Origin of the sequence: Microbacterium sp. K35 (genome assembly GCF_004794375.1) — a bacterium.
Lineage (GTDB): Bacteria > Actinomycetota > Actinomycetes > Actinomycetales > Microbacteriaceae > Microbacterium > Microbacterium sufflavum.
On record NZ_SSDM01000182.1, the window covers coordinates 18,257 to 34,663 of the forward strand.

Sequence of the window (16,407 nt, forward strand, 5' to 3'; positions counted from 1 at the left end):
CGACAAGGAACCACCTTCATGACCAAGCGCATCGTCGTCACCGGCATCGGCGCCACGTCCGCCATCGGCGGGACGGCTCCCGAGAACTGGACCAACCTCCTCGCCGGGGTGTCCGGCACCCGCACGATCGAGCACGACTGGGTGCAGCAGTACGAGCTGCCCGTCACGTTCGCCGCCTCGGCGATCGTCCGCCCCGAAGAGGTGCTGCCGCGCCACGAGGCCAAGCGTCTGGACCCGTCTTCGCAGTTCGCGTTGATCGCGGCACGCGAGGCCTGGGCCGACGCCGGTTCCCCCGAGGTCGCCCCCGAGCGCCTCGGCGTCGACTTCGCGACCGGCATCGGCGGCCTGTGGACCCTGCTGGACGCGTGGGACACGCTGCGCGAGAAGGGACCGCGCCGCGTCATGCCGCTGACGGTCCCGATGCTCATGCCCAACGCTGCCGCGGGCAACCTCTCGCTGCAGTTCGAGGCCCGCGCCTACGCGCAGACCGTGGTGAGCGCCTGTGCCTCGAGCACCGAGTCCCTCATCCACGCCTTCCACCACCTGCAGGAGGGTCTCGCCGACGTCGTGATCGCCGGCGGCACCGAGTCCGCGATCCACCCCATCACGATGGCGGCGTTCGCCTCCGCGCAGGCCCTCTCCCGCCGCAACGACGACCCGGCCCACGCATCGCGTCCGGGCGCGATCGACCGCGACGGCTTCGTGATGGGCGAGGGAGCGGCCGCGCTGATCCTCGAGACCGAAGAGCACGCCAAGGCTCGCGGCGCCAAGATCTACGGCTACATCCTGGGCGGCGGCGTCACGGCCGACGCCTACCACATCACGGGCAACGACCCGGAGGGCAACGGCGCGGCCCGTGCGGTCACGCAGGCTCTCGAGGAGGCCGGCATCACGGCCGACCAGGTCACGCACATCAATGCCCACGCCACCTCGACGCCGGTGGGCGACCCGAACGAGTACACAGCGCTCAAGAAGGTCTTCGGCGACCGGATCGATGAGATCCCGGTGTCGGCCACCAAGGCGTCGACCGGGCACCTGCTCGGCGGCACCGGCGCGCTGGAGGCGATCTTCTCGATCCTCGCGCTGCGCGACCGGGTCGCCCCTCCGACGATCAACATGACGGAGCCCGATCCCGAGGTCCCGTTCCGCCTGTCGGGAGAGCCGATGCCCCTGGGCGACGGACCGCAGATCGCGATCAGCAACTCCTTCGGCTTCGGCGGACACAACGCGGTGCTCGTGGTGGGCAGCGCCGACTGACGACCCCGTACGATACGACGAGGCCCCCGGGACGTCCCGGGGGCCTCGTCCTGTCTCGACGGACCCGGCTCAGCCGTTCGAGGCGGCGAGCCGCTGCGACCGGGCCCTGCGGCGCCGCTCGATGCGGGGAAGGAACCAGCCGATGAGCGGACCGACGCCGAACGCGAAGAGCACGGTCCCCACACCCACCGGGCCGCCCAGCAGGAATCCGATGAGGAGCACCGAACCCTCGATCACGGTCCTGGCGAGCCAGACCGGCCATCCGGTGGTGCGGACGAGACCCGTCATCAGTCCGTCCCGCGGGCCGGGACCGAAGTCGGCGGCGATGTAGAGCCCGGTGGCGAAGGCCAGCAGCACGAGTCCGAACACGAACATGGGCGCGCCGATCCACACGTTCGGCGGGGAGGGCAGTGCCAGCAGCGCGAGGTCGGCGCTGGGGCCGATCAGGAGGGCGTTGAGCAGGGTGCCGAGACCGACGCGCTGGCGCAGCGGGATCCACAGCAGCAAGACCACGATCGACACCAGCACGGTGACGGCGCCGTAGCCGAGGCCGCTCCGTCCCGCGACACCGAGCGCGAGCACGTCCCACGGCGCCACACCGATGCCCCCGCGGACCATGAACGCCAGCGCGATGCCGTAGAGCATCAGTCCGATGACGAGCTGGACCAGGCGCTCCGCGAGGTCGCGAGGGCTCGTGGCGCGGACGGGCAGGAGGATGGAGCGCAGGAGCATCTCTCCATCGTGGAACGACGGGAGCCGCGGTCGCCGAGACCACTGCGACAAAAGTGGCCTGCGTATAGCAGTCCACTTTGCGGCAAGCTGGAGTCATGTCCTCACGACTCGTGGAACAGCTCGGAGCGCGCAGCGTCGCCGGCGCCTCGGCCACCGCCCTGGCCCGCCAGATCACCGCGCTCATCCTCGACGGTCGGCTCACGGTGGGGGAACGACTGCCCAGCGAGCGTGCTCTCGCGGTCGAGCTGCGCCGCTCCCGCTCGACCATCACGCGCGTGTACGGCCTGCTGGAGGCGGACGGCTACGTCACGCGCCACCACGGCGGCAGCACCCGGGTCGCACTCCCCCACGGCCCCGCGCTGCCGGGACAGGACGGCGACGGCGACGCGATCGACCTCTCCATCGCCTCGATGGACTCCACCCCCGGGCTGTACGACGCGACCGTGCGCTCACTCCCGCGACTCGCGGCGCTGCGCGGCACGAGCGGCTACTCGCTGCAGGGGCTTCCGGAGCTGCGCGAGGCGCTCGCGCAGCGCTTCACGGAACGCGGGGCCGACACCACCGCGGACGAGATCATCGTGACGTCCGGAGCGCTCAACGCCGTGAACCTGATCCTCACCGCGATCGGGCGTCGGGGCGAACGCGCACTCGTAGAACAGCCCACCTTCCCCCACGCGCTCGAAGCCCTCCATCGGCACGGCTACCGCCTGGTGCCCACGCCGGTCGATACGGACGGCTGGGACACCCGCCACGTCACGGACACGCTGCTGAGCGCGAGGCCTCACGTCGCCTATCTCATCTCCGACTTCCACAACCCGACCGGTGCCACCCTTCCGCAGGAGGAGCGCTCCCGCATCGCCGCCACCGCACGCCACGTGGGAACCCATCTGATCGTCGACGAGACCACAGCCGAGCTCGACATCGACCGCGGCTGGGCTCCTGTCCCCCTCGCCGCGGAGGGACCGCACGTCATCACCGTCGGCTCGATGTCGAAGATCGCGTGGGGCGGGATGCGCATCGGGTGGATCCGGGCCGAGCGTTCCGTGATCGCGCGCCTGCTCGCCGTCCGCCCCTCGTTCGAGCTGGGCACCGCGCTGCTCGAGCAGTGCATCGCGGTCGAGCTGCTGCGCGACATGCCTGCACTCGGCGCGCACGTGCGCAGCCGGCTCACGGCGGGACGCGCTGCCGTCGCCGAGGGCCTCACGCACCTGCCCGGCGTGCGGATGCCGCGCACCCCGGGCGGCCTGTCGGCCTGGATCGATCTGGGCGCGCCGGTCTCGACGGCGTTGTCGCTCGCCGCCCGCGAGCAGGGCCTGATCCTGCCCCCGGGGCCGCGCTTCACGACCGGCGGGGTGCTGGAGCGGCGGCTCCGCATCCCGATCACCCTTCCGCCGGAGCGCACGGCGGAGGCGATGGCCCGTCTCGCCCTGGCGTGGGGCGACCTGGTGGGAGGCAGCCGACAGCCCGCGGCGGAGATGCGCCACGCGGCTGTCATCTGACGACGAAGACCCCGCCGCGGCATCCGTGGCGGGGTCTTCGTCGAGCGGGGCGAGGATACGTCTTCTCAGCGTCCGGGATCACTCACCGGAATCCGATACTCACGCCTCCCGCGCCCCCGGTCTGCGGGCCGGTCAACCGACCTTGTGGAGCCAGACGACGCGCGCATCGTCACTGGCGTGGCGGAACGGTTCGAGCTCCTCGTCCCAGGCGGAGCCGAGCGCGATGTCCAGCTCGCGCTGCAGCTCGACGGCGTTCCCTGCGGCGATCTCCATCGCGTAGCGGATGCGGTCCTCGCCGATCACGATGTTGCCGGCGGCGTCGGTCTGCGCGTAGTGGATGCCGAGATCCGGAGTGTGCAGCCAGCGTCCGCCGTCACTGCGGGGCGTCGGGTCTTCCGTGACCTCGAAGCGCAGGTGCTCCCAGCCGCGGATCGCGGTCGCGAGCGCAGCACCCGTGCCGACGGGGCCGTCCCAGTAGAACTCGGCGCGCCGGGCGCCGTCGAGGACCGGCTGCTCCGTCCAGTCGAAGTTCACCGCACGCCCGATAGCGCGACCGACCGCCCATTCCAGGTGCGGGCAGAGCGCGCGAGGCGCCGAGTGGATGAACACCACTCCGCGTGCGTAAGCCGTCGCCATGATCTCTCCGTTTCATCAGGTGCGTCTTCCCCTACGACCTGACCCACGAAGTGGCGAGAGTATGCGGTTGTGCGCCCATTCTCGCGGAGTTCCGCATAAATCACAAGCGTGTGATTCCATGACGAAGGCCCCGGTCGAACGACCGGGGCCTTCGTCGTATCAGCGGAGGATCACGCCTCGCTCATGGCCTGCTTGACCTGCTGGCCCTTGGCGGCGTAGTACGCGGCGCGCGCCGCGTCCTTGCGCGCCTGCTCGGCGTAGCCGAACTCCAGCACGTCCTGCGGGACCTCGACGTTCGGGACGTCGTCGGTGCCGTGGTACTTCTCGATGTAGGCGTCGAGCTCGGGGCCCGAGGTCCACGACGTGATCAGGCAGTAGCGCGGGTCGGTGCCGTTGTGGGTGGCAGCATGCCACAGGCGCTGTGTGTCCACGATCAGCTGCGCGCCGGCCGGCAGTGCGATGCGGTACTCGATGCTCGGGTCGGTGCGGTTCTCGCGCAGGACGAAGTAGCTGTCCTTGTCGTCGGTGAGGTTGAAGAAGCCGCGGACGACCCAGCCGGTCCCGTCGGGGTTCAGGCGGTTGTTGTCGTCCTGGTGCAGGTTGTACAGGCAGTCGCCGTACGGGGTGGGCTGCAGCTCGATGATGCGGCACCGACCGACGTTGGCACCCGGCTCCTGCGCGCGACGCGTCAGGTTCGGTGCCTTCGCGACCTGGGAGTCGATCCAGACGCCGTCCTTGTCGGTGCGCGGCGGCTTGTGGTTCCAGAAGCCGTTGCACTCGATGTCGCCGAAGGCGCTGGCGAGGGGCGCGAACCGGGTGTCGCCCGAGGACTTCCAGTCGTTGTACTCGACGTCCAGCCACTCCTTGGGGTCGGCCTCCTGGTCGTAGCTGTCGAGGACGACGAAGCCCTTCTCCTCCAGCGCTGCGGACTTGATGTATCCCATGATCGAGTCATGTTCCTTTCATCGGGGGCCAGCACGTTTTAACAGGCCCTGATAAGGCAAGCCTAACAGCGGGGCTCGCCGCCTCCCCGGAGGGCGGCCGTGCATAACCCGAATAGACTGGGCGGGGCGTCGAGCGCGTTCTCGGCGCCCGTCGCAACGGGAGGATCAGACACCAGCATGAGCACCGCGACCAACGTCGAGGCGACAGCAGTCAACACGATCGAATGGCTCGCGGCGGGACGCACGACCATCGTCGTCCCCGTGTATCAGCGGCAGTACCGGTGGGACATCGGCGGCTGCGAACGGCTCCTGTCCGACGTCCGCGCGGTCGCGGCGGAAGACGACGCCCACCGTCACTTCCTCGGCTCGATCCTCTCCGCGCAGGACGGCAGCGGTGAGGACGCCGACCTCATCCTGATCGACGGACAGCAGCGGATCACCACGCTCATGCTCCTCGTCGCCGCCCTGCATCACGCGGTCCGCGACACCGATCCGGCCCTCGCCGCCGAGCTCTCCCGCGTGCTCGTCCTGGCGGACGCTCCCGGACGCACCAAGCTCCGACCCCACGACGCATGGGCCGAGCTGTACGAGTCCGTCGTCCTCGACCGCCGCGACGACCTCGACCGCGAGTCGCGGTTCGACGACAACTACGCGTTCTTCCGCAGCCAGATCCACGTCGACGAAGTGCCGCTGATCTGGCGGGGGCTGCAGCGCCTGGAGCACGTGTCGATCACGCTGGGCCCCCGTGCCAACGCGCAGCAGATCTTCGAGAGCCTCAACTCCACCGGTGAGCCGCTGCGCGACCACGAGCTCATCCACAACTACATCCTGATGGGCCTGAGCCACGCCGAACAGCTCGACGTCGAGTCGCGCTTCTGGCTGCCCATCGAACAGCACACCGGCGAGGCGATCGGCGCGTTCTGGCGCCACTACCTCGTCATGGTCACCGGCCGAGAGGTCGCGGCGAACGGCGAGCACGGCGTGTACAGCGCGTTCCGCCAGTCGTTCCCGCGCGTCGACGTCGCGCACCTCCAGGCCGATGCCGCGAACTGGCGGCACTTCGCGGAGCTCTACGGCATCCTGCTCGACCCGTCACGGGAGCCCGACCTCGAGATCGCGCGGCAGCTGCGGGCCGTCAACACGTTCGGACGCTCGTCGTATCCGCTGGTGCTCAACGCCTACAGCGACCACGTCCGCGGACGCATCGACCGAGCCGAGTTCCTGCAGACGCTCGAGTGGCTGCAGGCCATGTACCTCCGCCGCGTGCTGGTGAATCTGCCGACCGAGCGCCTGATCGCGCGGCTCTGCCGGGCGCGCGCGAACGGTCAGGAAGCGCTTGCCCGTGCGATCGCCCGCATCACGCCGTCGGACGAGCGTGTGAGCGCCGTCCTGAAGTACAGCGAGCTGCCTTACCCCGCCTATGTGCTCGGGCGACTCGAAGGCGTCGACGAGGTCGAGGGCTTCGATGTCGAGCACATCGTCCCGGCCGTCCCCGGTGACGCGTGGTCGGGCGACGGCGTGCGTCCGTGGAGCGAGTACAGCGAGGACGAGCAGAACAGCCACCGCGCGCTCGCTCCCACGCTGGGCAACCTCACGCTGCTCGAGCAGGGGCTGACCGAGCGCGTGTTCGGAGCATCGTTCCCGGTCAAGCGCGACGTGGCCTACGCGCGCAGCACCGTGCCGGCCACGCGAGAGCTGACCGCCGCTGCGGCCTGGGGCACCGCCGCCATCACGGCCCGCACGGTCGCGCTGACGACCGAGCTGCTGCGGATCTGGGCCCGCCCTGCCCTGCCGGAGATCGACGACGACGGCCTCACCCCGATCCTCGACGCCGTCCGCCGGCGCGGCTGGCCGGCCGGCTGGGAGCGCGAGTTCGACTACGTCGAGTACCGCGGAGAGCGCTGGGAGGTCTACGACGTCAAGCACCTCTTCAACCGCGTGTTCCGGCGTGCGTGGACCGACACCCGTGAGGCGGCCGTCGCGTACTGCGCCGCGCACGGCGGCCCCGTCTACGACGCCCAGGCGTGGAAGGGCCAGTGGGACCGGCTCGACGACGAGCACTCGCTGTACATGGGGTGGGACTCGAACTACATGATGACCGCGGTGCAGGGCGTGCTGGAGGAGTCCGGGCTCGCCTCCGAGGTCTTCGTCAAGTACTCCTACATCGGGAACGTGATGTGACATGACCACCACCGTCCGCCGCCGCCTGCTCGACCTGACGATCGACGAGCACACCCTGACCGTGCCGCTCGTGTGGGACGACCCCGCCGACGCGCGCACCATCGACGTGTTCGCCGCGGTGGTCGCACGCGAGGGCGGAGAGCAGCTGCCGTACCTGGTCTTCCTGCAGGGCGGCCCTGGGCACGAGGCGCCGCGGCCGTTCCACTCCTCCACCGCCCCGGCGTGGCTCGACCAGGCGCTCGCGCACTACCGGGTCGTGCTGCTCGACCAGCGGGGCACCGGTCGTTCCACCCCCGTCGGCGACGACGACCTCGCTCAAGGAGCCGACGCGGCGGCCGAGCACCTGACCCACCTGCGCGCCGATGCGATCGTGCGCGACGCCGAGGCGATGCGCGAGCACCTCGGTGCCACCACCTGGAGCGTGCTGGGTCAGTCGTTCGGCGGGTTCACCACGCTCGCCTACCTGTCGACCGATGCCGGGTCGCTGCGCGACGTGTTCATCACCGGCGGCCTCAGCACCGTCGAGCGGCACCCCGACGAGGTCTACGCGCTGTGCTACGACAAGATGCGCATGGCCTCCGAGCGCTACTACCGCCGGTTCCCCGAGCACCGCGACACCATGCGCCGACTGATCGACCTCGCCGACGAGGGCCGCATCGTCCTGCCGGACGGCGAGGTCGTCTCGCGCTCGCGCCTGCGCTCGGTCGGCTCCGCGCTCGGCACCGACGACGGATGGCAGACGGTGTGGTCGCTCCTGGAGCGCGACCCCTCGTCGAACGCCTTCCGGTACGACCTGATGCACGCCATGCCCTTCGGCGGCCGCAATCCGCTGTACTACGTGTTCCATGAGTCGAGCTACGCGAGCGGCCATGCAACCCGGTGGTCGGCCGAGCGCGTCGAACCCGCCGACTTCCAGGACGATCCCACGCTGTTCACGGGCGAGCACATCCGCCGCGAGTGGACCGACACGGTTCCGGCGCTGCGGCCGTGGCGAGAGGTCACTCTGGCCCTGGCCGAGCACGCCTGGCCGCAGATCTACGATCCCGCGGCGATCACCGCCTCGGGTGCGACGGGAGCCGCCGCCGTGTACGTGGATGACGTGTACGTGCCGCTCGAGTTCTCGCTCGAGACCGCGCGACTGCTCCCCGGGGTATCCCTGTGGGTGACGAGCGAACACGAGCACAACGGCTTGCGGACGGGCCAGGTGCTCTCCCGCCTGATCGACCTCGCCGCGGGTCGACGCCTGCGCTGACGCCCCACGGCGACACTGCAGCCGCCTATCCTGGGGGCATGCGAGACGTCATGGCGTGGGCGACGGTCGCGCTGGTCCTGGTCACGGGTCCCGCGCTGCTGATCGCCGGGATGCGGCACACGTTCTCGCGCAAGCCTGTCGAGGAGAAGTACGAGCACGCGACCGGCGGCGGGCTCGTCGGCGCATTCGACAGCGTGTGGTCCCCCTCTGCTCACGAAGCCGGCCAGGAGCGCGATCGGCAGACACGGCGCACCGCCCCCTCCCCCTCCCCGGGCGACCCGCCCGACCGCATCCGCGGCACCAGGATCATCATCGACCTGTGACGGGCGCCGGGAATGACGAAGGCCCCGCGTTCCGAGGAACGCGGGGCCTTCGTCGGGGGTCCTTACTTGGAGGAGCCGCCGAAGCCCTTGAAGCGCTGGTTGAACTTCTCGACGCGACCGGCCGAGTCCATGATGCGCTGCTTGCCCGTGTAGAAGGGGTGCGAAGCCGAGGAGATCTCGACGTCGATCACCGGGTACTCCACGCCGTCCAGCTCGATGGTCTTGTCGCTGGTGACGGTGGAACGGGTGAGGAAGGTCTCGCCCGAGCCGAGGTCGCGGAACACGACGGCCTGGTAGTCGGGGTGAATGTCAGTCTTCATGGGATTCCTTAGTTGCTGCCCTGGATTGTGCCAGGGACGAGGGAAGTCTGCGGTGCAGAGAGCACCAAGGGTCGATTCTATCAGATGCCGCGTCAGGACGCGGCGCGGGCGGCGTAGCGGCCACCCTCCTGAGACAGCGTGATCGGCATCCCGAACGCGGCCGTCAGCGACTCGCTCGTGAGCGACTCCTCGATCGGCCCCGCCGCGACGACGACGCCGTCACGCAGCAGCAGCACGTGCGTGAAACCGACCGGGATCTCCTCCACGTGGTGCGTCACCATCAGCATCGCGGGCGTCGACGGCGCCGAGGCGTACCCGCCGAGCAGGGCGAGCAGCTCCTCACGCGAGCCGAGGTCGAGCGAGGCCGTCGGCTCGTCGAGCAGCAGCAGCTCCGGGTCGGTCATGACGGCGCGCGCGATCTGGACACGCTTCTGCTCGCCGTCGCTGAGCGTGCCGAACGTGCGGTCGGCGAGGTGATCCAGACGCCAATCGCGCAACACGCGGAGGGCGCGGCGCTCATCGATGTCCTCATAGCTCTCGTTCCACCGGCCGAGCACCGAGTACGCGGCCGTGAGCACCGTGTTGAGCACGGTCTCGTCACGCGGAACCCGCTTGGCCATCGCGGAGGAGGCGAACCCGATCCGGGGGCGGATCTCGAACACGTCGGTGCGACCGAGCGTCTCGCCCAGCACGGTGACCGTGCCGGCCGTCGGGTGCATGAGCGTGTCGGCCAGTTGCAGCAGCGTGGTCTTGCCCGCGCCGTTCGGCCCGAGGATCACCCATCGCTGATCGTCGGCGACCTGCCAGGTCACGTGATCGATGATGTTGCGCCCCTCTCGGCGCACGACGACGTCAGCGAAATCCAGAGCGATCGGCATGCGGCCAGCCTATCGGCTCAACGGATCAGCTCCGCGTAGAGCGCGCGGGTCGCTTCCGCGATCGCGGTCCAGCTGAACTGGGTCCGCGCCCGCTCCCGTCCGGCTTCACCGTATGCGCGGGCGCGCTCCGGATCCGTCGCGACCTCGGTCAGCACGGCGGCCAGGTCGGCGACGAAGCGCTCCGGGTCGATCGGGGTGCCCGTGCCGTCCTGCACCTGCTCGATCGGCACCAGGCGGCCGGTCACGCCGTCGTCGACCACCTCCGGGATCCCACCCGTGGCCGTGCCGACGACCGCGGCGCCGCACGCCATCGCCTCCAGGTTCACGATGCCCAGCGGCTCGTACACCGAGGGGCACACGAACGTGGTCGCTGCGGCGAGGATGGCCGACAGCTCATCGCGGGGGAGCATGCGCTCGATCCAGATGACGCCCTCGCGAGTCTGCTGCAAAAGCCGCACCCCCTCCTGCACCTCGGCCATGATCTCCGGGGTGTCCGGGGCGCCGGCGCACAGCACCAGCTGCACCTCCGGCGGCAGGAGCCGGGCCGCCTGGAGCAGGTACGGCAGTCCCTTCTGCCGGGTGATCCGCCCGACGAACACCACGGACGGGCGAGCGGGGTCCATGCCGATCGACTCCAGGAACGCGGCGTCCTCGACCGGCCGCCAGCGCTCCACATCGATGCCGTTGTGGATCACCCGGACACGCGCGGGGTCCACCCCGGGATAGCTGCGCAGGATGTCGGCGCGCATCCCCGCGCTCACCGCGACGACGGCGGCCGCGTTCTCGTACGCCAGCTTCTCGATCCCGCTCGACACCGCGTAGCCGCCGCCGAGCTGCTCCGCCTTCCACGGTCGCAGTGGCTCCAGGCTGTGCGCGGTCAGCACATGCGGGATGCCGTGCAGCTGCGACGCGAGGTGACCGGCGAAGTTCGCGTACCAGGTGTGGCTGTGCACGAGGTCGGCCCCGCCGATCGCGGCGACGATCTCGAGGTCGGTGCCCAGCGTCTGCAGCGCCGGGTTCGCGCCGGCCAGTCCGGTCGGCGTGCGGTACGCGAACGTGCCCTCCTCCTCGCGCGGCGCACCGAAGGCGCGGACCGTCACATCGATGCTCTCGCGCAGGGCGGCGACCAGCTCAGCCACGTGCACTCCGGCGCCGCCGTAGATCTCCGGCGGGTACTCCTTGCTGATCATCTCGACTCGCATGCCTAGACGCTAGCGACCGGCTTGTCCAGACGCTAGTTTCCCCGGCGCGGCGGCATCTATGGTGGAGCCATGTCCGCTCCAAAGAAGGTCTTCGGGATCATCCTCGCCGGCGGCGAGGGCAAGCGACTCATGCCGCTGACAGGGGATCGTGCGAAGCCTGCCGTGCCGTTCGGCGGCCAGTACCGCCTGATCGATTTCGCCATCTCCAACCTGATCAACTCGGGCCTGCGTCAGATCGTGGTGCTCACCCAGTACAAGTCCCATAGCCTGGACCGGCACATCTCGCAGACCTGGCGGATGTCGGCGCTGCTCGACTCGTACGTCGCCTCCGTCCCCGCGCAGCAGCGACTGGGCAAGCGCTGGTTCTCCGGCTCGGCCGACGCGATCCTGCAGAGCATGAACCTGATCAACGACGAGAAGCCGGACATCGTCGTGGTGATCGGCGCCGACCACGTCTACCGCATGGACTTCCGCCAGATGCTCGAGGCGCACATCGAGTCGGGCGCCAAGGCCACCGTGGCCGGCATCCGGCAACCGCTCGCCCTCGCCTCGCAGTTCGGCGTGATCGACGCGGACCCGGAGTCCGGACGCATCCGGCAGTTCCTCGAGAAGCCGACCGACGCCACCGGTCTCGCGGACTCCCCCCACGAGGTCCTGGCCTCGATGGGCAACTACATCTTCGATGCGGACGCCCTGATCGCCGCCGTCGAGGCGGACGGCGAGTCCCCGACGTCGAGCCACGACATGGGTGGCGACATCGTGCCGTACTTCGTCGACCGCGGCGAGGCCGGCTACTACGACATGAAGCAGAACGACGTCCCCGGCTCGTCGCCGCGCGACCGCTCCTACTGGCGGGATGTGGGGACGATCGACTCGTTCTTCGACGCGCACCGTGATCTGATCTCGACACTGCCCGTGTTCAACCTCTACAACATGGAGTGGCCGATCCACTCGCAGGCGGTGAACTCGCCGCCTGCGAAGTTCGTGCGCGATTCCGTCGGCCGCATCGGCAACGCGATCGACTCGATCGTGTCCCTCGGCTCCGTCTTGTCCGGCACGCACCTCGAGCGGAGCGTGGTGGGACCGTGGACCCTGGCCGGTGGCGGTTCGACCATCACCGACTCCGTCGTGTTCGATCATGTGCACGTCGGGCAGGGCGCTCGCGTGCACCGGGCGATCCTCGACAAGAACGTCGTCCTCGCGGACGGCGCGACGGTCGGTGTGGACCGTGAGCGAGACCTCGCGCGCGGCTTCACCGTAACGGAGTCGGGCATCACCGTGGTCGGCAAGGGCGTCTTCATCGAGCGCTGAGCCGTCACGCCGTCCGGGCCCGTGCGCCCGCATCGCTAGGCTCGGAGGGTGACCTCCGCGCGCTTCCTCGTCGTCCTCGATGCCGATTCCACGCTCATCCGCAACGAGGTGATCGAGCTCCTCGCCGACGAGGCCGGTCGCCGCGCGGAGGTGCAGGCCGCCACCGAGGCCGCGATGCGGGGCGAGATCGACTTCGCATCCAGCCTCCGCTCGCGCGTCGCCGCACTGGAGGGGGTGCCGGTGTCGGCGTTCGAGCGCGTCCGCGCCCGGATCGAGCCGACCCCGGGCGTCCGCGAGCTCACCGCCGCCGTGCACGCGCGCGGTGGCGTGGTGGGCGTCGTGTCCGGCGGGTTCCACGAGATCCTCGACCACATCGCTCCCGAGCTCGGCGTCGACCGGTGGCGCGCCAACCGCCTCGAGGTCGCGGACGGCAGGCTGACCGGTCGTGTCGACGGCGACATCGTCGATGGGCAGGCCAAGGCCTCCTGGCTGCAGACCTGGGCGGACGACCTCGGGGTGCCGGCGCACGCCACCATCGCCATCGGTGACGGGGCGAACGATCTGCCCATGATGGCCGTCGCCGGACTCGGACTCGCGTTCAACGCGAAGCCGGCCGTCCGGGAGGCCGCGAGCCTCGTCGTCGCCACGCAGGATCTCGCCGAGGTCATCCCTCTCCTGCCGTGAGGGCGGTGGTGGATGTCGGCGGCCAGCGCTAGCGTCGCCGCATGGACATCATCCTCATCCCCGGACTCTGGCTCGACGCGCGCAGCTGGGACGACGTGATACCGGCGCTGGAGCAGGCAGGACACCGCACCCATCCGCTCACCCTTCCCGGTCTCGGGGCTTCCGGTCCGGCCGCCTCCGACATCGGCATGGCGGAGTGGGTGGCCGCGGGCGTGGCCGCCGTCGATGAGGTCGAGGGCGACGTGGTCGTCGTCGGTCACAGCGGAGGCGGCAATGTGGCCTGGGGAGTCGCCGACGCGAGGTCCGAGCGCGTGCGGCGCGTGATCTTCGTCGACACGGTGCCGCCGCCGCCCGGTTCGGGCATCAATGAGTTCGAGGTCGTCGACGGTGCCGTCCCGTTCCCCGGGTGGGACTTCTTCCCCGACGAGGATGTGCACGACCTCGACGACGCGACACGGGCCCGCACGGTCGGGCTGACGCAGAGCGTGCCGGGACGCGTGCCCGCGGACGAGATCCAGCTCGAGAACCCCGCGCGCCACTCCGTGCCGGTGACGCTGCTCATGGGCGGGCTCGACGAGGAGGCGTTCGAGGCGACGATCGCACAGTGGGGTGCATACGCGGAGGAATTCCACGCCATCGCCGACGCCGAGGTCGTGCGCATCGGGTCCGGCCACTGGCCGCAGTTCTCGGTTCCGCAGCGCCTGGGTGAGCTGCTGGTCGCCGCCGTCGCCCGGTGAGTCCGACGTGCGGACGGGTCGGAGCCCGGGCCTCTCAGCGCGTCAGTGGCCCATCCCGAGGCCGCCGTCGACGGGGATGACGGCACCCGAGATGTAGGCGGCATCATCGCTCGCGAGCCAGGTGACCACACCCGCGACCTCATCCGCCGTCGCGAACCTTCCGGCGGGAATGCTGGCCTGGTACTGCTTCTGCGTCTCCTCCGGGAGCTCCGCGGTCATGTCGGTCTCGATGAACCCGGGCGCGACGACGTTGGCGGTGATGCCGCGGGCCCCGAGCTCGCGCGTGATCGACCGGGCGAAGCCGACCAGGGCGCTCTTCGACGCTGCGTAGTTGACCTGACCGGCGGAGCCGTAGAGCCCGACGACGCTGGAGATGAGGATGATGCGTCCGAACCGTGCGCGCAGCATGCCCTTCGACGCACGCTTGACGACGCGGAAGGTGCCGCCGAGGTTGGTGGCGACCACGCTGTCGAAGTCGTCCTCGCTCATGCGCAGCAGGAGGGTGTCCTTCGTGATCCCGGCGTTGGCCACCACGACCTCGACCGGGCCGAGCTGCTGCTCGACCTCGGTGAACGCGGCATCGAGGGACGCGGCATCGGTGACATCGGCGCGCACCGTGAGCGTGCCCTCCGGACCCTCGCCGCTGCGGGCGGTGACGGCCACGCGGTACCCCTCTCGCACGAAGCGCTCGGCGATGGCGCGGCCGATGCCGCGGTTGCCTCCGGTGACGAGGACGACGCGGTCAGCACTCATGGGGGCACTCCTGCTCTGGTCGGGGGTCGCGTTTCCGAGCCGTGAACGATCCTAGCGACTGCAGCGAGCGTGCCCCGGGCGGAATCGGGGCGCCGCCGAGCCCGCACCGGCGTAGGCTGGAAGCATCGTGAAGAACGCACGTCGAGTCCCGGCCGTCACCTCTCTCCCCCAGTCTCCCGGGGACGAGAGCGACCACCGCGTGCGCCGCTACGCGCTCACGATGACGATCCGCATCGTGTGCTTCGGCCTGATGTTCTTCGTGCAGCCGTTCGGGTGGTACACGTGGGTGTTCGCCCTGGCCGCCGCTGTGCTGCCCTACATCGCCGTGGTGTTCGCCAATGCGGGAAGCGACAGCACGGAAACCTCCGCCGAGTCGCCGTTGCAGGAGCTCGATGCGGCTCCCGGTCCTCCGCCTGTGCAGGAGGCGAACCCCGGCGTCTTCACGATCCGCGAAGGCCGCGCGGAGCAATGACCGATCTGATCTGCTCGCGCGCCGGATGCCGGAGCGCGGCGACCAGCCAGGTCGTGTGGCGCAATCCCCGCATCCACGCCCCCGACCGCGAGAAGATCTGGCTGGCGTGCCCCGAGCACGTGGACTTCCTCCGCGACTATCTGGCCGCCCGTGACTTCCCCGTGACCGTGAGAGACGGTGTGCCCTCGTGAACAACCGCCTGACCCGCTGGGGCGTCTACACCCTGATCGCGATCGGGTTCGCGATCGCCTGCGCCTTCCTGTCGCACTGGCAGTTCGAGCGCAACGAATCGCGGGCCGAGCAGATCGCGCTGGTCGAGCAGAACTACGACGCCCCCGCGGTGCCCCTCACCGAGGTGCTGGGCGACGACGACGTGCTCGATCCCGACGACGAGTGGCGCCCGGTCACCCTGCAGGGCGAGTACCTCGCCGACGAACAGCTGCTCGTGCGCAACCGCCCGCACGGGGGCACGAGCGCCTTCGAGGTGCTGGTGCCGTTCCGCGATGTCGACGGTCGCGTGCTGATCGTCGACCGGGGGTGGGTTCCGCCGGGCGAGGGTGACGTGCCGGACGCCATCCCCGCCCCACCGTCCGGCGAGGTCACGGTCACGGTGCGCCTTCGACCCGGCGAGCCGCTTCCCGCCTCCGGTCGCGGCGCGCCGGAGGGCCAGGTGCCCACGATCCATCTGCCGTCGATCTCCGAGACCATCGACGGTGGCGCCCTCACCGGCGCTTACGGGCGACTGGTGTCGGAGGACCCGGCGGGCTCGGGAACCCTCGGCGGCTTCGAGTCGCCCACCGACGATCCCGGTCCGCACCTGTCGTACGCGATCCAGTGGATCCTGTTCGCGATCATGGGGTTCATCTTCATCGGCTACATCATCCGCACCGAGATCGTGAAGCACCGCGAGGAGCTCGAGGGGAAGCCGGCACCCGTGAAGGCGCCGCGCCGGCGCGACCGCGACGCCGACGTCGAGGACGAGCTGCTCGACGCCCGCTGAGCCCGAGTGCCGCGCCGCTCAGGTGCCGGTCGTACCGCTCACGTGCCGTCCCCAGCCGCCCGGTGCCACCTCGTACACGATCCGAGTGTGCCGTCGATCGGTCGCCCCCTGCCAGAACTCCACCCGCGAGGGCTGCAGGCGCCACAGCACCCAGTCCCCGGCGGCGACCCCGTCCCGCGCGGCCGGAGACCGTGCGGCCAGGTCGGCCGCGCTCTCCGCGGGCGTC

Annotated in this window: 19 protein-coding genes; 11 read left to right on the forward strand and 8 right to left on the reverse strand. The window is 70.2% G+C overall.

The annotated features are described in order from the left end of the window. Positions 1-18: 18 nt before the first annotated feature. Positions 19-1,257, forward strand: coding sequence for a beta-ketoacyl-[acyl-carrier-protein] synthase family protein (locus DW299_RS07085; protein ID WP_136030217.1), 1,239 nt, complete (start codon positions 19-21; stop codon positions 1,255-1,257). Between the two features lie 69 nt (positions 1,258-1,326). Here DW299_RS07085 and yczE read toward each other — a convergent pair whose 3' ends face one another. Then, the gene (gene yczE, locus DW299_RS07090; RefSeq protein ID WP_136036165.1) at positions 1,327-1,989 is read right to left on the reverse strand and encodes a membrane protein YczE; all 663 of its coding nucleotides are present in this window, start codon (positions 1,987-1,989) and stop codon (positions 1,327-1,329) included. 95 nt (positions 1,990-2,084) lie between these two features. Between yczE and yczR the strand changes: the two genes are divergently transcribed. After that, positions 2,085-3,488, forward strand: a complete 1,404-nt coding sequence (gene yczR / locus DW299_RS07095) for a MocR-like transcription factor YczR (RefSeq protein ID WP_136036166.1) — start codon at positions 2,085-2,087, stop codon at positions 3,486-3,488. 132 nt (positions 3,489-3,620) lie between these two features. Here yczR and DW299_RS07100 read toward each other — a convergent pair whose 3' ends face one another. Then, a complete protein-coding gene (locus DW299_RS07100) occupies positions 3,621-4,124 on the reverse strand; it encodes a DUF3145 domain-containing protein (protein WP_136030211.1) in 504 nt (167 codons plus the stop codon). A 170-nt stretch (positions 4,125-4,294) separates the two neighbouring features. Continuing rightward, positions 4,295-5,068 carry a hypothetical protein gene (locus DW299_RS07105; protein ID WP_136030209.1) on the reverse strand — a complete coding sequence of 258 codons (774 nt, stop codon included), beginning with the start codon at positions 5,066-5,068 and terminating at the stop codon, positions 4,295-4,297. 177 nt (positions 5,069-5,245) lie between these two features. Between DW299_RS07105 and DW299_RS07110 the strand changes: the two genes are divergently transcribed. From DW299_RS07110 to DW299_RS07120, 3 genes are read left to right on the forward strand one after another with little or no spacing between them, the layout of a single operon-like run. Next, positions 5,246-7,249, forward strand: coding sequence for a DUF262 domain-containing protein (locus tag DW299_RS07110; protein WP_136036167.1), 2,004 nt, complete (start codon positions 5,246-5,248; stop codon positions 7,247-7,249). Between the two features lies 1 nt (position 7,250). After that, the gene (locus tag DW299_RS07115; RefSeq protein ID WP_136036168.1) at positions 7,251-8,501 is read left to right on the forward strand and encodes an alpha/beta fold hydrolase; all 1,251 of its coding nucleotides are present in this window, start codon (positions 7,251-7,253) and stop codon (positions 8,499-8,501) included. A 38-nt stretch (positions 8,502-8,539) separates the two neighbouring features. Then, complete coding sequence (locus DW299_RS07120; RefSeq protein ID WP_136036169.1) at positions 8,540-8,824, forward strand: hypothetical protein; 285 nt, start codon at positions 8,540-8,542, stop codon at positions 8,822-8,824. A 62-nt stretch (positions 8,825-8,886) separates the two neighbouring features. On the opposite strand, the gene DW299_RS07125 is transcribed toward DW299_RS07120, so the two are convergent. The 3 genes from DW299_RS07125 to glgA all read right to left on the reverse strand — a co-directional run bounded on the left by DW299_RS07125 (position 8,887) and on the right by glgA (position 11,224). After that, positions 8,887-9,144: a type B 50S ribosomal protein L31 gene (locus DW299_RS07125; RefSeq protein ID WP_047520045.1), complete on the reverse strand. Its 258-nt coding sequence runs from the start codon at positions 9,142-9,144 to the stop codon at positions 8,887-8,889. Positions 9,145-9,236: 92 nt separating this feature from the next. Beyond that, positions 9,237-10,022, reverse strand: a complete 786-nt coding sequence (locus DW299_RS07130; protein ID WP_136036170.1) for an ABC transporter ATP-binding protein — start codon at positions 10,020-10,022, stop codon at positions 9,237-9,239. Between the two features lie 17 nt (positions 10,023-10,039). Then, positions 10,040-11,224, reverse strand: a complete 1,185-nt coding sequence (glgA, locus tag DW299_RS07135; RefSeq protein ID WP_136036171.1) for a glycogen synthase — start codon at positions 11,222-11,224, stop codon at positions 10,040-10,042. 69 nt (positions 11,225-11,293) lie between these two features. Between glgA and DW299_RS07140 the strand changes: the two genes are divergently transcribed. From DW299_RS07140 to DW299_RS07150, 3 genes are read left to right on the forward strand one after another with little or no spacing between them, the layout of a single operon-like run. Beyond that, positions 11,294-12,535 (forward strand): glucose-1-phosphate adenylyltransferase, encoded by a 1,242-nt coding sequence (locus tag DW299_RS07140; RefSeq protein ID WP_136030197.1) that lies wholly within the window; start codon positions 11,294-11,296, stop codon positions 12,533-12,535. Between the two features lie 48 nt (positions 12,536-12,583). Beyond that, the gene (serB, locus tag DW299_RS07145; RefSeq protein ID WP_136036172.1) at positions 12,584-13,219 is read left to right on the forward strand and encodes a phosphoserine phosphatase SerB; all 636 of its coding nucleotides are present in this window, start codon (positions 12,584-12,586) and stop codon (positions 13,217-13,219) included. Between the two features lie 41 nt (positions 13,220-13,260). Next, positions 13,261-13,956: an alpha/beta fold hydrolase gene (locus DW299_RS07150; RefSeq protein ID WP_136036173.1), complete on the forward strand. Its 696-nt coding sequence runs from the start codon at positions 13,261-13,263 to the stop codon at positions 13,954-13,956. A gap of 42 nt (positions 13,957-13,998) precedes the next feature. Here DW299_RS07150 and DW299_RS07155 read toward each other — a convergent pair whose 3' ends face one another. Next, positions 13,999-14,709, reverse strand: a complete 711-nt coding sequence (locus DW299_RS07155; protein WP_136030190.1) for a beta-ketoacyl-ACP reductase — start codon at positions 14,707-14,709, stop codon at positions 13,999-14,001. Positions 14,710-14,836: 127 nt separating this feature from the next. Between DW299_RS07155 and DW299_RS07160 the strand changes: the two genes are divergently transcribed. From DW299_RS07160 to DW299_RS07170, 3 genes are read left to right on the forward strand one after another with little or no spacing between them, the layout of a single operon-like run. Beyond that, positions 14,837-15,181, forward strand: a complete 345-nt coding sequence (locus DW299_RS07160; RefSeq protein WP_136030188.1) for a DUF3099 domain-containing protein — start codon at positions 14,837-14,839, stop codon at positions 15,179-15,181. Beyond that, complete coding sequence (locus tag DW299_RS07165; RefSeq protein ID WP_136030186.1) at positions 15,178-15,372, forward strand: hypothetical protein; 195 nt, start codon at positions 15,178-15,180, stop codon at positions 15,370-15,372. Before DW299_RS07160 ends, DW299_RS07165 begins: the two co-directional genes overlap by 4 nt. Continuing rightward, a complete protein-coding gene (locus DW299_RS07170) occupies positions 15,369-16,181 on the forward strand; it encodes an SURF1 family cytochrome oxidase biogenesis protein (RefSeq protein ID WP_136036174.1) in 813 nt (270 codons plus the stop codon). Before DW299_RS07165 ends, DW299_RS07170 begins: the two co-directional genes overlap by 4 nt. 18 nt (positions 16,182-16,199) lie before the next feature. Here DW299_RS07170 and DW299_RS07175 read toward each other — a convergent pair. Then, the coding region (locus DW299_RS07175) for a pyridoxine 5'-phosphate oxidase C-terminal domain-containing protein (protein ID WP_275090580.1) at positions 16,200-16,407 on the reverse strand (208 nt) is incomplete at its 5' end.

Bases quoted from the DNA above. Each gene is read 5' to 3' on its own strand.
- DW299_RS07085 (WP_136030217.1), top strand. From the start codon at position 19: ATGACCAAGCGCATCGTCGTCACCGGCATCGGCGCCACGTCCGCCATC.
- yczE (WP_136036165.1), bottom strand. From the start codon at position 1,989: ATGCTCCTGCGCTCCATCCTCCTGCCCGTCCGCGCCACGAGCCCTCGC.
- yczR (WP_136036166.1), top strand. From the start codon at position 2,085: ATGTCCTCACGACTCGTGGAACAGCTCGGAGCGCGCAGCGTCGCCGGC.
- DW299_RS07100 (WP_136030211.1), bottom strand. From the start codon at position 4,124: ATGGCGACGGCTTACGCACGCGGAGTGGTGTTCATCCACTCGGCGCCT.
- DW299_RS07105 (WP_136030209.1), bottom strand. From the start codon at position 5,068: ATGGGATACATCAAGTCCGCAGCGCTGGAGGAGAAGGGCTTCGTCGTC.
- DW299_RS07110 (WP_136036167.1), top strand. From the start codon at position 5,246: ATGAGCACCGCGACCAACGTCGAGGCGACAGCAGTCAACACGATCGAA.
- DW299_RS07115 (WP_136036168.1), top strand. From the start codon at position 7,251: ATGACCACCACCGTCCGCCGCCGCCTGCTCGACCTGACGATCGACGAG.
- DW299_RS07120 (WP_136036169.1), top strand. From the start codon at position 8,540: ATGCGAGACGTCATGGCGTGGGCGACGGTCGCGCTGGTCCTGGTCACG.
- DW299_RS07125 (WP_047520045.1), bottom strand. From the start codon at position 9,144: ATGAAGACTGACATTCACCCCGACTACCAGGCCGTCGTGTTCCGCGAC.
- DW299_RS07130 (WP_136036170.1), bottom strand. From the start codon at position 10,022: ATGCCGATCGCTCTGGATTTCGCTGACGTCGTCGTGCGCCGAGAGGGG.
- glgA (WP_136036171.1), bottom strand. From the start codon at position 11,224: ATGCGAGTCGAGATGATCAGCAAGGAGTACCCGCCGGAGATCTACGGC.
- DW299_RS07140 (WP_136030197.1), top strand. From the start codon at position 11,294: ATGTCCGCTCCAAAGAAGGTCTTCGGGATCATCCTCGCCGGCGGCGAG.
- DW299_RS07150 (WP_136036173.1), top strand. From the start codon at position 13,261: ATGGACATCATCCTCATCCCCGGACTCTGGCTCGACGCGCGCAGCTGG.
- DW299_RS07155 (WP_136030190.1), bottom strand. From the start codon at position 14,709: ATGAGTGCTGACCGCGTCGTCCTCGTCACCGGAGGCAACCGCGGCATC.
- DW299_RS07165 (WP_136030186.1), top strand. From the start codon at position 15,178: ATGACCGATCTGATCTGCTCGCGCGCCGGATGCCGGAGCGCGGCGACC.